This is a genomic window from Streptomyces sp. NBC_00212 (assembly GCF_045206365.1).
Classification (GTDB): domain Bacteria; phylum Actinomycetota; class Actinomycetes; order Streptomycetales; family Streptomycetaceae; genus Streptomyces.
Map to the genome: position 1 here is coordinate 1,656,316 of NZ_CP108115.1, position 13,749 is coordinate 1,670,064.

Annotated in this window: 12 protein-coding genes; 3 read left to right on the top strand and 9 right to left on the bottom strand. The window is 72.1% G+C overall.

Going from position 1 to position 13,749, the window contains the following annotated elements:
• The 6 genes from OHA17_RS07700 to OHA17_RS07725 form a co-directional block, all read right to left on the bottom strand.
• Window positions 1–1,470: an AlkA N-terminal domain-containing protein gene (locus OHA17_RS07700; protein ID WP_406510659.1), complete on the bottom strand. Its 1,470-nt coding sequence runs from the start codon at window positions 1,468–1,470 to the stop codon at window positions 1–3.
• 99 nt (window positions 1,471–1,569) lie between these two features.
• Window positions 1,570–2,427: a geranyl diphosphate 2-C-methyltransferase gene (locus OHA17_RS07705; RefSeq protein WP_406505230.1), complete on the bottom strand. Its 858-nt coding sequence runs from the start codon at window positions 2,425–2,427 to the stop codon at window positions 1,570–1,572.
• A 61-nt stretch (window positions 2,428–2,488) separates the two neighbouring features.
• Window positions 2,489–3,682, bottom strand: a complete 1,194-nt coding sequence (locus OHA17_RS07710) for a family 2 encapsulin nanocompartment cargo protein terpene cyclase (protein ID WP_406505232.1) — start codon at window positions 3,680–3,682, stop codon at window positions 2,489–2,491.
• Window positions 3,683–3,797: 115 nt separating this feature from the next.
• Complete coding sequence (locus tag OHA17_RS07715; RefSeq protein WP_406505234.1) at window positions 3,798–5,216, bottom strand: family 2B encapsulin nanocompartment shell protein; 1,419 nt, start codon at window positions 5,214–5,216, stop codon at window positions 3,798–3,800.
• 401 nt (window positions 5,217–5,617) lie between these two features.
• On the bottom strand, window positions 5,618–6,145 hold the full coding sequence (locus OHA17_RS07720; RefSeq protein ID WP_406505236.1) for an O-acetyl-ADP-ribose deacetylase: 528 nt from the start codon (window positions 6,143–6,145) through the stop codon (window positions 5,618–5,620).
• On the bottom strand, window positions 6,142–7,566 hold the full coding sequence (locus OHA17_RS07725; RefSeq protein ID WP_406505238.1) for a phytoene desaturase family protein: 1,425 nt from the start codon (window positions 7,564–7,566) through the stop codon (window positions 6,142–6,144). The genes OHA17_RS07720 and OHA17_RS07725 overlap by 4 nt, the downstream gene beginning before the upstream one ends.
• Window positions 7,567–7,646: 80 nt before the next feature.
• Between OHA17_RS07725 and OHA17_RS07730 the strand changes: the two genes are divergently transcribed.
• Window positions 7,647–8,465 (top strand): nucleotidyltransferase family protein, encoded by an 819-nt coding sequence (locus OHA17_RS07730; protein WP_406505239.1) that lies wholly within the window; start codon window positions 7,647–7,649, stop codon window positions 8,463–8,465.
• A gap of 342 nt (window positions 8,466–8,807) precedes the next feature.
• Here the strand turns inward: OHA17_RS07730 and OHA17_RS07735 are convergent, their stop codons facing one another.
• Complete coding sequence (locus tag OHA17_RS07735) at window positions 8,808–9,635, bottom strand: inositol monophosphatase family protein (RefSeq protein ID WP_406505241.1); 828 nt, start codon at window positions 9,633–9,635, stop codon at window positions 8,808–8,810.
• Window positions 9,636–9,693: 58 nt separating this feature from the next.
• On the bottom strand, window positions 9,694–10,182 hold the full coding sequence (locus OHA17_RS07740) for an N-acetyltransferase (RefSeq protein ID WP_406505243.1): 489 nt from the start codon (window positions 10,180–10,182) through the stop codon (window positions 9,694–9,696).
• 78 nt (window positions 10,183–10,260) lie between these two features.
• Here OHA17_RS07740 and OHA17_RS07745 point away from each other — a divergent pair, with 78 nt between their 5' ends.
• Together OHA17_RS07745 and OHA17_RS07750 are read left to right on the top strand one after the other, a co-directional pair.
• Window positions 10,261–11,316: a biotin/lipoate A/B protein ligase family protein gene (locus OHA17_RS07745; protein WP_406505245.1), complete on the top strand. Its 1,056-nt coding sequence runs from the start codon at window positions 10,261–10,263 to the stop codon at window positions 11,314–11,316.
• Between the two features lie 25 nt (window positions 11,317–11,341).
• Complete coding sequence (locus tag OHA17_RS07750; protein WP_406505247.1) at window positions 11,342–12,235, top strand: hypothetical protein; 894 nt, start codon at window positions 11,342–11,344, stop codon at window positions 12,233–12,235.
• On the opposite strand, the gene OHA17_RS07755 is transcribed toward OHA17_RS07750, so the two are convergent.
• Window positions 12,199–13,713 carry an NCS1 family nucleobase:cation symporter-1 gene (locus OHA17_RS07755; protein WP_406505249.1) on the bottom strand — a complete coding sequence of 505 codons (1,515 nt, stop codon included), beginning with the start codon at window positions 13,711–13,713 and terminating at the stop codon, window positions 12,199–12,201. The two genes, OHA17_RS07750 and OHA17_RS07755, sit on opposite strands and share 37 nt — an antisense overlap.
• Window positions 13,714–13,749 lie beyond the last annotated feature (36 nt).

A 13,749-nucleotide genomic window follows, 5' to 3' on the forward strand; every position in this document is an offset into this window, starting at 1 on the left:
TTATGCGGGAAGGTGGTTGATGGCGTGGTCCTCCGTCGCCCAGAGGTACTGGACGGCGTAGGACCGCCAGGGTCGCCAGGCCGCGGCGCGCGCGGTGAGCGCGGCGGGGGTGGCGGGCAGGCCGAGGTTCTGGGCGGCGCGGCGCATGCCGAGGTCGGTGGGCAGGAAGGCGTCCGGGTCGCCAAGCGCCCGCATCGCGATCGCCTCGACGGTCCAGGGGCCGAAGCCGGGCAGCTCCATGAGCTGGGCCCTGGCCCGGTCCCAGTCGCTGTCGATGCCGAGTTCGAGGGTGCCGTCGGCGAGCGCGGCGACCAGCGTGGTGAGGGTCGTGCGGCGGCTGCGCGGCAGGGCCAGCGTCTCCGGGTCGAGCTCCGCGAGCTGGGCGGGGGTCGGGAAGAGGTGGGTCAGGCCGCCCGTCGGGTCGTCGACGGGCCGGCCGTGTGCGACGACGAGCCGAGCGGCATGGGTGCGGGCGGCGGCCGTCGAGACCTGCTGGCCGAGGACCGCCCGGACCGCGAATTCCGGCGCGTCGACCGTACGCGGCACCCGGCGCCCCGGCGCCTTGTCGACCAGCGGCGCGAGCAGCGGATCGGCGCGCAGGCGGTCGTCCACGGCGACCGGATCGGCGTCCAGGTCGAGCATCCAGCGGCAGCGGCTGATCGCGATGGTGAGGTCGCGCAGATCGGTGAGGTGCAGCACGCATCCGATGTGCTCGGGCTGCGGGGTGAGCTCCGCGATGCCGTGCCCGTACGGGAGGGACAGTGTGCGGCGGAACGAACCGTCGCGCCACTCCTCGACGCCGGGCACACCCGTCGCGGCGAGGTGGCCGAAGAGGTTGTCCGGGGTGAGCGGCGCGCGGAAGGGCAGCCGCAGGGTGATCGCGCCCGGCGTCTGGCGGGCGATGCCGCGCGCGGCGCGGGCCCGCAGCTCGGTCGGGGCCAGCGCGAACACCTCACGGACGGTGTCGTTGAAGGTGCGGATCGAGGAGAACCCGGCGGCGAAGGCGACCTCCGCCATGGGCAGCGGTGTCGTCTCGATGAGCAGGCGCGCGGTCTGGGCGCGCTGGGCGCGGGCCAGGGCGAGGGGGCCCGCGCCCAGCTCGGCGAGGAGTTGGCGCTCGATCTGCCGGGCGCTGTAGCCGAGCCGGGCCGCAAGGCCGGGGACTCCCTCGCGGTCGACGACTCCGTCCCTGATGAGGCGCATGGCGCGGGCCACGGTGTCGGCGCGGGCGTTCCACTGGGGCGAGCCGGGCGTGGTGTCGGGGCGGCACCGCTTGCAGGCCCGGAACCCGGCCTGCTGGCAGGCGGCCGCGCTCGGGTAGAAGGTCATGTTCTCGACCTTCGGCGGCACGACCGGGCAGCTGGGCCGGCAGTAGATGCGGGTGGTCAAGACGGCCGTGAAGAACCAGCCGTCGAAGCGCGCGTCCTTGGACTGGACGGCGCGTACGCAGCGCTCGGTGTCGGTGTGCATCGGGGCGGGGGCGACGGGAGGCATGCGTCAAGCATCGGGCACGACCCCCCGCCCCGGCTGGCGAAAATCCGACATCGGCCTTGCGGGGCCAGGGGCGGGTCAGATGCGGTCGGCGGCGATCAGCAGATAGTGGAAGCTGCCTTCGCGGTACGCGGTCAGGAACGGGTCCTCGACGCCGGTGGCCAGGGAGGACTGGGCCCGCAGCTCCCAGTACGGGATCGCGTCGGCCGTGAGGTCGACGACGTTGATCGGGACGAGACCGTTGGCGGCGAGCGCCTTGAAGTAGGCGCTGCGGGGGTGGATGTTGCAGGTGTAGTGCTCGTCGATACGGCTGACCGCCTTGGAACGGCCGCCGGTGACGTCGTTGTAGCAGCCGGTGACGACGACGTAGCGGCCGCCGAAGGCCAGCTGGCGGGCGTGCTCGGAGAACAGCTCGAAGAGGTCCACGTACATGGTGGACTCGTTGTTCCAGATCCCCTGGAAGGCACCGGTCGGGAAGCCCGTGTCGAGCATGTTGCCGAAGTGGTAGCGCACCTTGTCGTCCACGCCGCGCTTGCGGGCCTGGCCGTTGGCGAAGTCGACCTGGGACTGGGAGATGGACACGCCGTCGACCTGGCAGCCGAAGCGCGCGTTGGCCATGATGCTGGTGCCGCCCCGGCCGCATCCGGCGTCCAGGAGGCGCTGGCCGGGGGCTATCGGGCCGAGGTGGTCGAGGAGGACGTCGGCCTGGGCCGACTCCAGCCGGTGCAGCTCCTCGACGATGCGCGCGTCCCGGGTCTCCTGCGGGCCCTCCAGAACGGAGGGGTCGTAGTCGCCGAGCCCGTAGTGGTGGTGGTAGAGGCCGTCGACATCGCCCAGGCGCAGGTTGACCGGGTCCTGCTCGTTGTTCCAGTACTCCGCGACGGCCTTCTGGTAGGCGGTGCGCAGTACGCCGGCGGGGGCAGGGGTGGTGGTCATGGGGGCTCCTTACTTGGGTGCGGGCATACCGCAGGGGTGGTGACGAGGCGGGAGGGCGGGCTCAGGCGTCGTTGTAGCGGAGGCTGCCGCTGTGCCATGCGCGGTTGCCGCCGAGCCAGGCCCACACCCCCGCGAGGAAGTGGCGCAACTGGGGCGATCCGGTGACGGCGAGGGCCGCGGCCTCTCTTTCGTAGGTGCGCACCAGCTCGTCGTGGATCTCCACGCTCCGCTCCACCGCCTCACTCGGCGAGCACCGCTCCTCCTCGGCGATCACGGCGGGCAGGTTGAACTCCACGCCCGAGGACTGGTGTTCCTTGGTCATCGAATACAGGTCGTTGACGAGCGTGCCGGCCGTGCCGGCCATCGTCACGACGCGGCGGACCCGGGGATCGGCGTACTCGCGGGCCGCCAGCGGATGGCCGCTCAGCACGTCGACCAGGGCGATGCAGGGCAGGAAGCTGTTGATCTGACGGTGTGCCAGATATTCGCGGACGGTGGGCATGTGGCCCCGGGACCGCCAGGAGCCCTCCTGTCCGTAGCCGACGAAGAGGACGGCGACCTCGTGGCGGAGCCGGGCCAGTTGAGCGGGGTCCGCATACCTGGCCAGGCCCTGGAGCGCCGAGCGCAGGGCGACCCGTACGGGGTCGGCGCCCATGTCCGCTTCCCACGCGGACGCGTAACGGGCCGGGAGGTGGGCGGGGTCGAGGGCCGCATGGGCGAGACCGAGCTGCGAGCCGAGGAGTTCGGGCCGGGACCCCATGGTCTCGTCGTCGCAGTAGTAGTCGTCCGTGGCCCACTCCGCCAGTGCGCACCGGGCCGCGGCGAGGAGCCGGTCCGGGTCGTCGGTGTCGGGGTGGGCCAGCATCATGAGGCGCCCGAAGTCCGCCGCGCGTACGCGGTCGAGCCGTCCGGCATAGAGCCCGACCTCTTCGGCCCAGGCCACCAGGCGGTCGTTCACCTCCCGGCCGAGCGCCGGGTCGTCCCGGATCGCGGGCGGGCAGTACAGCTCCGGGACGCCGGCACCCTGCCCTTCCGCCCTGCTCGCGGCCGGCTTTGTCGGCGCGATGCGGGCGGCGGAGGTGCCGAGTCCCGTCGGCCCGGTGGGTATCGCGGTGCCCGCCGGGCGCGGGGCGGTTCCCGGCAGCGTCTTCGGAGCGGCGGGGAGGGTTCCCCGGCGGTGGGTGAGGAGCGTGGCCACGAGCCTCGCCGTGTGGTGGCGGGCCGTGGGTGCGGTCATCCGGGACAGCTGTGACACGGGTTCTGCTCTCCGTTCGCACTGGTCGACGTCTTCGTCAGGACGGCTGAGGCCCGTGTCGCGGCTGACGTCTGCGTCGGGACGGCCGACGCCTGCGTCATCGCTGATGTCCGCGTCAGGACGGGCTGTGGAAGACCTCGACGTTTTCGAGGACGCCGAGTGCGTCGGGCACGAGAACCGCGGCCGAGTAGTAGGTGCTGACCAGATAAGAGATCAGGGCCTGGTCGTTGATGCCCATGAACCGCACGTTGAGGCCCGGCTCGTACTCGTCGGGGATCCCGGTCTGCCGCAGCCCGACCACGCCTTCCTCGGCCTCACCGAGGCGCATCGCGAGGATGGCGGAGGTCCCCTCGTCCGAGACGGGGATCTTGCCGCAAGGCAGGATCGGCACGCCCCGCCAGGCGGGTACCGGGTGGCCGCCCAGGTCGGCGCTGTCGAACGCGAGGCCCCGCTTGTTGCATTCGCGGGCGAAGGCGGAGATGGCGCGGGGGTGCGCGAAGAAGGCCTTGGTGCCGCGGCGCATGCTCAGCAGCTCGTCCATGTCGTCCGGGGTGGGCGGGCCGGAGTGGGTGGAGATGCGCTGGCTGTGGTCGGCGTTGTGCAGCAGCCCGAACTCGGGGTTGTTGACGAGCTCCGACTCCTGGCGCTCGCGCAGCGCCTCGATGGTCAGCCGCAGTTGCTGCTCGACCTGGTCCATCGGGTCGTTGTAGAGGTCGGCGACCCGGCTGTGCACCCGCAGGATCGTCTGGGCCACGCTCAACTCGTATTCGCGGGGTGCCAGTTCGTAGTCGACGAAGGTTCCCGGAAGCACCGGCTCACCGGTGTGGCCGGAGGCGAGGGCTATGTTCGCCTCGCCCTTCTTGTTCTGCGGCCTCGCCTTCTCGTCCTGGCGCCGGCGGACGTGGGCCCGCAACCGCTCGTTGCGACCGGCCACTTCCTCGTACGCGGCGCGGGGCAGGGCCAGCACGGTGCACGCCGTCATGGCGCGTGCCGTGAACTCCCACTCCCCCGGCTCCTCGGCCACCGCCTGCCCGCCGAAGAACCCGCCGTCGGACAGCACGCCGCGCCGGGTCTCCTCGCCGTACCGTCCGGTGCCGGCCTTCTCCACCTTGCCGTGCGCGATCAGGTAGACGTGGTCGACGGGCCCGCCCTGGTGGGCGATCACCTGACCGGGGCCGTACTGCTCCTGTCGGCAGCGCTCGGCGAGCGCGCGCAGCGCCTCGTCGTCGTCGAACCCACGCAGCAGCGGCAGTTCGCCCAGTTCCGCGGGGACGACCCTGACCGCGGTCCCCTCCTGGACGAAGGTGACCCGCCCGTCGCCGACCTCGTACACCAGGCGCCGGTTGACCCGGTACGCGCCACCCTTCACCTCCACCCAGGGCAGCATGCGCAGCAGCCACCGGGAGCTGACGCCCTGCATCTGCGGGACGCTCTTGGTGGTGGTCGCCAGGTTCCGCGCGGCGGCGATCCCCAGGCTGAGCTGTGCCCGGCCCGTCGGCTGCTCGGGCTGTTGCCGGTACGCGGCGGTCGACATCCTGGTCCCTTCGGTCGGGGGCGCATGCGCCAAGAAGGAGCCATCAGAATCACCCGATCGGGTGGCGAGAGGCTCCTGCCGGGCAAGTGAACCAGCGGGTAATGATGTTGGTCGACACGGCTGCCGACATGTCGACGTATTTACGCCATGGATGCGACGCGGCCGCTTCGGCCCGTCTCGGCACTTCGCGACCGATCAGCGGCGATCAACTCGACCGGGATACCGCGACATACGGTGCTTTGATCAAGCCGATGCGTGGCGACACGACGGCAGCAGGCGCCACAAATCCGGTCGGCGAGGTGGCCGATAACGCACGGTCGAGATCCTTTCCCGGGGTGGCACCGCACCGCGGAAGCGGGCAGCGGTCCGGCCGCCCGGAGGCGGGTTCGACGGCTGCGCCCTCAGTCGCCCAGGACCTGGGCGAACGCCTGGTACGCGGGCTCGTCGAACAGCACGAAACGGATCTCCCGCAGCGGAGCGCCGCCGTGCTCGCGAGCCACTCGGATCGCGATCCCTGCCCCGCTGTCGATCGGCCAGCCGAAGATGCCGGTCGAGATCGCAGGGAACGCGATGGTCGCGGCGCCCAGCTCCCTCGCGAGCCTGAGGGACTGCTCGTAGCAGGAAGCGAGCAACTCCGTGCGGTCCTCGTCCTTCGACCAGACCGGGCCCACCGTGTGGATCACATGGCCGGCGTGCAGCCGCCCGGCCGTCGTGGCGACCGCCTGTCCCGTTGCCAGGCCCCTGCCGTACTTCGAAGCCCGCAGCTTGCGGCAGTCCTCCAGGATGGCGGGGCCGCCGCGCCGGTGGATCGCGCCGTCGACCCCGCCGCCTCCGAGCAGCGAGGAATTCGCGGCGTTGACGATGACGTCCACGGTCTGCTCCGTGATGTCGCCGCGTACGAGGACGATCTCCGCCCGGGTCGATGTCATCGCTGGTCGGCCTTTCGCAGGGCTCGCCATGCCGCCTTCGCCGCGTTGTGGCCCGACATCCCGTGCACCCCCGGGCCCGGCCACGCGGCCGACGAGCACAGGAACACCGACGGGTGGCGCGTCGCGTACGGGAACAGGGAGATCTTCGGGCGGAGCAGCAACTGGATGCCGCGGGCCGCGCCGCAGGCGATGTCGCCGCCCACGTAGTTGGCGTTGCGCTCGGCGAGTTGGGGCGGGCCCGCGGTCGCACGGGCGAGGATCCGGTCGCGGAAGCCGGGGGCGAAGCGCTCGATCTGCCGCTCGATGGCGTCCGTGAAGTCGCCCTCCCACCCGTTGGGGACGTGCCCGTACGCCCAGAACACGTGCTTGCCCTCGGGCGCGCGGGACGGGTCGACGAGGCTGGGCTGGGCGGTGATCAGGAACGGGGTGTCGGGGGCCGTGCCGCCGGAGGCCTGACTCAGGGCGGTGCCGATGTCGCGGCTTGAGGGGCCGATCTGGACGGTCCCGGCGAGCCGGGGCTCCTTCGCCGTCCAGGGCACGGGGCCGTCCAGGGCGTAATCGATCTTGAAGACGGCGGCGCCGTACTTGTAGCCGTCGTACGCGCGGCCCAGGCCCGCGATCCGGGCCAGCGCGGTGGGCGAGGTGTCGAAGAGGTAGGTGCGGGCCGGCGGCAGGTCGTCGAGCCGCTTGACCTCGAAGCCGGTGTGGACCGCGCCGCCCAGGTCGCGCAGGTACGCGGTGAGGGCGTCGGAGATCGACTGGGAGCCGCCGCGCGGCAGCGGCCAGCCGTTCTCGTGCGCGGCCAGCGCGAAGAGCATGCCGACGCCGCCCGTGGCCAGACCATTGAGCGGGGCGATGACATGGGCGACGAGCCCGGCCATCAGGGCCCGCGCCCGGTCGTCCCGGAAGCGCCGCATCAGCCAGCTGTACGGCGGCAGGCCCACGGCCCCGAACCGGGCCAGGCCGATCGGGTCGCGCGGCAGCGCGGTCAGCGGCAGCGACATGAAGTCCCGTGCGAGCACGTCCCACTTGCCGAGGAACGGGGCGAGCAGGCGGCGGTACGTTCCGGCGTCGCGCGGGCCGAAGGACGCGGCGGTCTCGGCGACCGAGCGGGACAGGACGGCGGCCGTGCCGTCGTCGAAGGGGTGCGCCATCGGCAGCTCGGGGTGCAGCCATTCAAGGCCGTACCGGTCAAGGGGCATGTTCCGGAAGGCGGGCGAGCCGATGCCCAGGGGGTGGACCGCGGAACACGGGTCGTGGCGGAAGCCGGGGAGGGTGAGCTCCTCGGTCCTGGCACCGCCGCCCACGGTGTCCTTGGCTTCGAAGACCTCAACGCGCAAGCCTCTCCTGGCCAGTTCGACCGCAGCGGTCAGCCCGTTGGGTCCCGCCCCCACGACGACTGCATCGAGCATCGACGGCACCTCGGACTCCTCACGCCACGGCCAGGACCCCCAGGATATTCCGGTGCACCGACAATCCCGCCCGGGGTAGCGTCCGGCCGGTGAACTCGCACGCGGACGCCGCCTTCAGCCACCGTATTTCCGCAGTCGCCGAGCGGCTCACCGAAGTGCCCGGGGTGCGGGCCGTCGCCCTCGGCGGCAGCCGCGCCCGCGGTACGCACCGGCCGGACTCCGACTGGGACCTGGGCCTCTATTACCGGGGCGACCTGAATGTTTCCGCCCTGGCCCGGCTGGCCGAAGAGATCACGGGCGCCCAGGTGGAGGTGGCCGGGCCCGGCGGCTGGGGCCCCTGGGTGAACGGCGGGGCCTGGCTGACCCTCGACGGCGTCGCGGTCGACTGGATCCTGCGCGACCTCGACCGGGTCGAGCGCGTCTGGGCGGACTGCGTGGAGGGCCGGTACGAGATCGGCGTACAGCCCGGCCACCCCCTCGGCTTCTGGTCGCCGACGTACCCCGGCGAAGTGGCCCTGGGTCGCGTACTGACGGACCCCCAGAGCGAGTTGACGGACCTTCAGGAGGCGGTACGGGACTATCCCGAGCCGTTGAGGGCGGCGCTGGTCGCGGCGTCCTGGGAGGCGGAGTTCTCGGTGGCGGTCGCCCGCAAGTCGGCCGGGGGCGGCGATGCGCTGCACGTGTCGCTCTGCCTGTCCCGGGCGTTGGGCATCCTCTCCCAGTCGCTGCACGCCCACCACCGGCGCTGGCTCCTCAACGAGAAGGGAGCGTTGGCCTCGGCGGCGGCCCTTCCCGCGACCCCGCCGAACTTCGCCGAGCGCGCGGCGGCGTCCCTGACCGGCCTCGACGCGGAGGCGGTGGAGCTGGCGGCGGAGCTGGTGAGCGAGGTACGAGCGGCGTTGTCCTGACCACCCCCGGGGCTCCGCCCCGGACCCCGGGCTGCCCTCCCCGCCCCTTCCCGAAACCCGCCGGGTGTGGGTGGCTCGGCTGCGGCCCGGTGGTCGTTTCCTGGGGCTCTGCCCCAGACCCCGTTCGCGCCTTAAGGGCGCTCGTCCTCAATCGCCGGACACGCTGGAAGTGGGCCAATGTCCGCCATAGGCATCGCCCGCAGGGCGGTGATGCCCGCATGGGACACCCTGCAAAGGATCAACCCCGCCAGGGGCGCGGGGAACTGCGCGACCAGCCACGCACGGCCGGCAGCAGAAAGGCACCAGGGGGCAGGGGCGAGCCCCTTCGGAGGCTCGGGCACCTCACTCCCCCGCCAGCAGCCCCCGTATCCGCTCCGCCGTCGCCGCGTCCCGCGCCGCGGTGAAGGGGAGCGCATTCCCCCCGGTGATCCGGAACGGTTCGCCCGCGATCGTGGTCTGGGCGCCGCCCGCCTCGGCGACCAGGAGCAGGCCCGCCGCGTGGTCCCACGCGTACTCCCAGGAGAAGGCCAGCGCGTCGAGTTCTCCGCGGGCTATCGCCAGGTATTCGAGACCGGCCGAGCCGCACGGCCGTGGCTGGACTCCCTCGGTGCGCAGGCCGAGGAGGGCACGCTTCTGCTCGGGTGTCGTGTAGTCCGGGTGGGACGTGGCCACCTCAAGGATCGCGCCGGGTGCGGGTGAACCGGCGTGCAGTGGCTCGCCGTTGAGGGTGGCGCCGCGGCCCCGGATCGCCACGGCCATCTCGTCGAGCGCCGGCGCGTACGTCCAGGACGCGAGGAGCTCGCCCCGGTGGGCGAGGGCGACCAGGGTGCAGAATCCGGCTTCGCCGCGGACGAACTGGCGGGTGCCGTCCACCGGGTCGACGATCCACACCGGCGCCTCGCCGCGCAGCGCCTCGTACACCGACGGGTCCGCGTGCACGGCCTCCTCGCCGACCACCACCGAGCCGGGAAGTATCGCGGTGAGGGACGCGGCCAGATGCTCCTCCGCGAGCCGGTCGGCGACCGTCACCAGGTCGTGCGGGCCGTTCTTCTCGACGACCTCGTGCGCGGCGAGCTGCCGGAAGCGCGGCATGATCTCGGCGGCGGCCGCCTTGCGGACCGCCTCTTCCACCGCTGCCAGGTCACCTGCGAGAAAACCTTCGTCGATCATGCGTCCCAGCAAAGCACGCGGCACTGACAATCAGCGAGCCGCCCGCGGACCGCCCGCCTCAGCGCGCGGCGTAGTCGACCCGCGCGAACGGCCAGTCCTTGGCGAGCCAGTCCCGCACCGCCGCGTACAAGGGCACGTCGAGCGCGGCCCGGTCGGCCCGCACCCACGAGGACACCGCGGTGACGGCGGCGTCGTCCCGGTCGGGGTAGATGTAGACGCACCCGATCACCTCGGAGGACGGCCGTCCTTCCAGCACGGTGTAGGTGAATCCGCGCCGCTGGGCGAAGTCCGCGGCGTGCTTTTCGAGGTCCCGCAGGTTCGCCTCCAGGGTCATGCCCGCCTCCGGCGGCCAGCTCCGTCCGACGAAGCCCGGGGTCGCCCGGATGTGCGCGATGCTCCCCGTCCATGCCGCGTGATCGCGCTCGTTGTGCTCCGGGCCCAGGGGCAGGAGCCGGAAGTCCCCGGCGTCGAGTCCGCCCGGGACCAGGAAGCCGACGGGTACGAAGGAGGGCGTCGCAGAGCCCTGGGGAGTCTCTTGATCCGTCATCCGGGCAGGCTAGCCCGGCGCGGGAATGGGGCCCAGCCATTTACGGTTGGACCGCGAGGAACACATGGAGGCAAATCGGTGCACGGCGAATACAAGGTCCCCGGCGGCAAGCTCGTCGTGGTCGACCTCGACACCCGCGACGGAGTCCTGCGGGACGTGACGGTCGCGGGCGACTTCTTCCTCGAACCCGACGAGGCGATCCTGGCGATCAACGGGGCCCTGGAAGGCGCCCCCGCCGACACCGGCGCAGCCGGGCTCGCGGCCCGGATCGACGCGGCGCTGCCGCCCGGCACCACCATGTACGGGCTGACCTCGGAGGGCGTGGCGGTCGCCGTGCGCCGGGCGCTCGCCCACGCCACCGACTGGAACGACTACGACTGGCAGCTGATCCACGAGGCCCCGCAGTCGCCCGCGCTGCACATGGCCCTCGACGAGGTCATCACCGCCGAGGTCGCCGCCGGGCGCCGCCCGCCGACTCTGCGCGTGTGGGAGTGGGGCGCGCCCGCCGTGGTCATCGGCAGCTTCCAGTCGCTGCGCAACGAGGTCGACCCGGAGGGCGCCGAGCGCCACGGCATCACCGTCGTGCGGCGGATCAGCGGCGGCGGCGCCATGTTCATCGAGCCCGGCAACACGATCACGTACTCGCTGTCCGTGCCGGACGCCCTCGTGCAGGGCCTGTCCTTCGCGGACAGCTACGCCTATCTCGACGACTGGGTGCTCGGCGCGCTCGGCGACATGGGCGTCAAGGCCTGGTACCAGCCGCTCAACGACATCGCGACCGAGGCCGGCAAGATCGCGGGCGCGGCGCAGAAGCGGATCGTCGCGGACGACGGCGCGGTGCTGCACCACGTGACGATGGCGTACGACATCGACGCGGACAAGATGCTGGACGTGCTGCGCATCGGCAAGGAGAAGCTGTCCGACAAGGGCACCAAGAGCGCGAAGAAGCGCGTCGACCCGCTGCGGCGGCAGACCGGCCTGCCGCGCGAGGCCGTGATCGAGCGGATGATCGCTTCCTTCCGTTCCCGGTACGGTCTGTCCGAGGGCAAGGTCACCGACGAGGAGATGGCCCGGGCCCACGAGCTCGCGGCGAGCAAGTTCAGCACCGCGCAGTGGACGGCTCGCGTGCCGTAGCCCGGGCGGGGAGAGGGAGCGGGGCATGGCGGAGCAGTCGCTGTACGTAGACGGGCCCGCCGTTCCCGCGCTGCGGGTCGAGACCGCGTCCGGCCGGCGGCTGCTCCTGCGCCAGGGTGCGGACCCGGTCCTCTTCGCGGTCCAGCGGGCCACCCACCGTGGCCTGTACTACGCGCGGACCGGCCGCTACGTCTCGCCGGTCGCGCCGCTGCGGGCCGCCCCGGCCCGCTCGTTCCGGGCCTCGTCCGACTGGTCGGCCCGCTGGGCGCACCACTTCACCTCCGAGCTCCGCGCGAGCCCCAACGGGCCCTTCCATCAAGGGAGTTGGCAGCTCCTGCGCTCGCTGCCGAACTGGTTCGCCGACGTCAACTGGCCGAAGCTCCTCTCCCACGACCCCGACCGGGGGCATCTCACCTGGTTCGGCTACGGCGACCCGGTCGAGGACGCCCGCGATCTGCTCCCGCTGCGGGGACTGTCAGCGCCGGACGCCCCGCGCGTGAAGGCCTACCGGCGCCAGTACCGCGAGGGCGTGCTGCCCCCGGTGCTCCTGTGGTGGGTCAGCGGCTTCAACTCCCCCGTCGTACTCGACGGTCACGACCGTCTGACGGCCGCGCTCGCGGAAGGCGGCCGCCCCGAACTCCTCGTCCTGACCAGGGCGATGCCCGACGGCTGGGCCGGGCAGGCGATGCGCCGACGTATCGAGGCGTACGAGGAGCACGTGCGGGCGCAGGAGGCGAGGGGCGGGCCGCTCGCCTCCACGCGGATCTCCCATGCGTCCCGCAGGTTCGCGGCCGATCTCACTACCCTGGACGACGCCGCCGGCCTGACCCGCGCCTGGCCCCTGCCGGGCGGCCCCGAGGCCTGGCAGCGGGAGGTCGACGGCTACGCGCCGGGCTGGGAGCCGGGCCCCGCGGACTGACGGGTTCCGGCCGACAGCACGACGTACAACAGCAGCGCCGAGCCGAGGCCCACCGCCCAGCCGTAGTCCGCGAGCGGTTTCAGGAACGGGATGAGGCCGCCCGTGGGGAAGGGGCCCGCCTTGGCGCCCTTGTCGTCGAGGGTGGAGTACGAGCCGCCGATCGCGAGCACCCCGCCGACCAGGAAGGCCGCCACCGCCCGCCAGTTCCAGCCGCCCGTGTACCAGTAGCGGCCGCCCGGCCGGTACAGGTCGGCCACGTCCAGGACCGTGCGGCGCACCACCCAGTAGTCGGCGATGAGGATCCCGGCGACCGTGCCGAGCAGCCCGCCCACCACGCCGAGCCAGGTGAAGATGTACAGCTCGGGCGTCGAGGTCAGCTTCCACGGGAACATCAGGACGCCGACGATGCCCGTAATGAGCGCTCCCCGGCGGAAGTTGATGAGTTTCGGGGCCAGGTTCGCCAGGTCGTACGCGGGAGACACCACGTTCGCCGCGATGTTCACGGAAATCGTCGCTACCAGGACGGTCAATAGCGCGAACAGCAGGCCGAAGACGTTGTCCGTCTTGGCGACCAGGTCGACCGGGCTCCAGATCGGCACCCCGTACACCGCCTGGGAGCCGGAGGTGACCAGGACCGACAGGAGCGCGAACGCGGTCATGGTCGTGGGCAGCCCGAGTGTCTGCCCCCAGACCTGGGCTCGCTGGCCCCTGCCGAAGCGGGTGAAGTCCGGGATGTTCAGCGACAGCGTCGCCCAGAAGCCGATCATGCCCATGAGGGACGGGAAGAAGACGGGCCAGAAGTCGGGGCCCCAGCCGTGTTTCGAGGGCTGGTCGAGAAGCGGGCCGAAGCCGCCCGCCTTGTGCGCGATCCAGGCCAGCAGGACCAGCGCGCCGACGATGACGAAGGGCGCCGCCCAGTTCTCGAAGCGGCGCAGGGTGTCCATCCCCCGGTGGATGATGGCGAGTTCGAGTGCCCAGAAGAACCCGAAGCAGAGCCAGAGGGTCCAGGGCTGGCCGCCGATCACCGACACGTCCGCCCAGCCGCCGAAGATCTTGCCGAGCAGGACGAAGATGCCCTGGCCGCCGATCCACGTCTGGATGCCGAACCAGCAGCAGGCGACGGCAGCGCGGATCATCGCCGGGAGGTTGGCGCCGCGCAGCCCGAAGGAGGCACGGGCCAGGACCGGGAACGGTATGCCGTACTTGGGGCCCGCGTGCCCGGTCAGGAGCATCGGCACCAGCACGATCAGGTTGGCGAGGGCGATGGTGAAGACCGCCTGCTTCCAGTCCATGCCGAGCGCGACCAGACCGGAAGCGAGCGTCCAGGAGGGGATGTTGTGGGCCATTCCGACCCACAGGGCGGCGAAGTTGTACGTCGTCCAGGTGCGCCCCTCGGGCGGCACCGGCCGCAGGTCCTCGTTGACGAACCGGCCGTCCCGGGGGCCGGCCGTGGTGGATATGGCGGTGGTGTCGGTCATGAGCAGGCCATTCGTTCGGGGAAGGCGGTGCGGGGC

What these genes read in the sequence shown, in the direction of transcription:
- OHA17_RS07700 (WP_406510659.1), bottom strand. Translation starts at nt 1,470, where the DNA reads ATGCACACCGACACCGAGCGCTGCGTACGCGCCGTCCAGTCCAAGGAC.
- OHA17_RS07705 (WP_406505230.1), bottom strand. Translation starts at nt 2,427, where the DNA reads ATGACCACCACCCCTGCCCCCGCCGGCGTACTGCGCACCGCCTACCAG.
- OHA17_RS07755 (WP_406505249.1), bottom strand. Translation starts at nt 13,713, where the DNA reads ATGACCGACACCACCGCCATATCCACCACGGCCGGCCCCCGGGACGGC.
- OHA17_RS07735 (WP_406505241.1), bottom strand. Translation starts at nt 9,635, where the DNA reads ATGATCGACGAAGGTTTTCTCGCAGGTGACCTGGCAGCGGTGGAAGAG.
- OHA17_RS07715 (WP_406505234.1), bottom strand. Translation starts at nt 5,216, where the DNA reads ATGTCGACCGCCGCGTACCGGCAACAGCCCGAGCAGCCGACGGGCCGG.
- OHA17_RS07750 (WP_406505247.1), top strand. Translation starts at nt 11,342, where the DNA reads ATGGCGGAGCAGTCGCTGTACGTAGACGGGCCCGCCGTTCCCGCGCTG.
- OHA17_RS07740 (WP_406505243.1), bottom strand. Translation starts at nt 10,182, where the DNA reads ATGACGGATCAAGAGACTCCCCAGGGCTCTGCGACGCCCTCCTTCGTA.
- OHA17_RS07720 (WP_406505236.1), bottom strand. Translation starts at nt 6,145, where the DNA reads ATGACATCGACCCGGGCGGAGATCGTCCTCGTACGCGGCGACATCACG.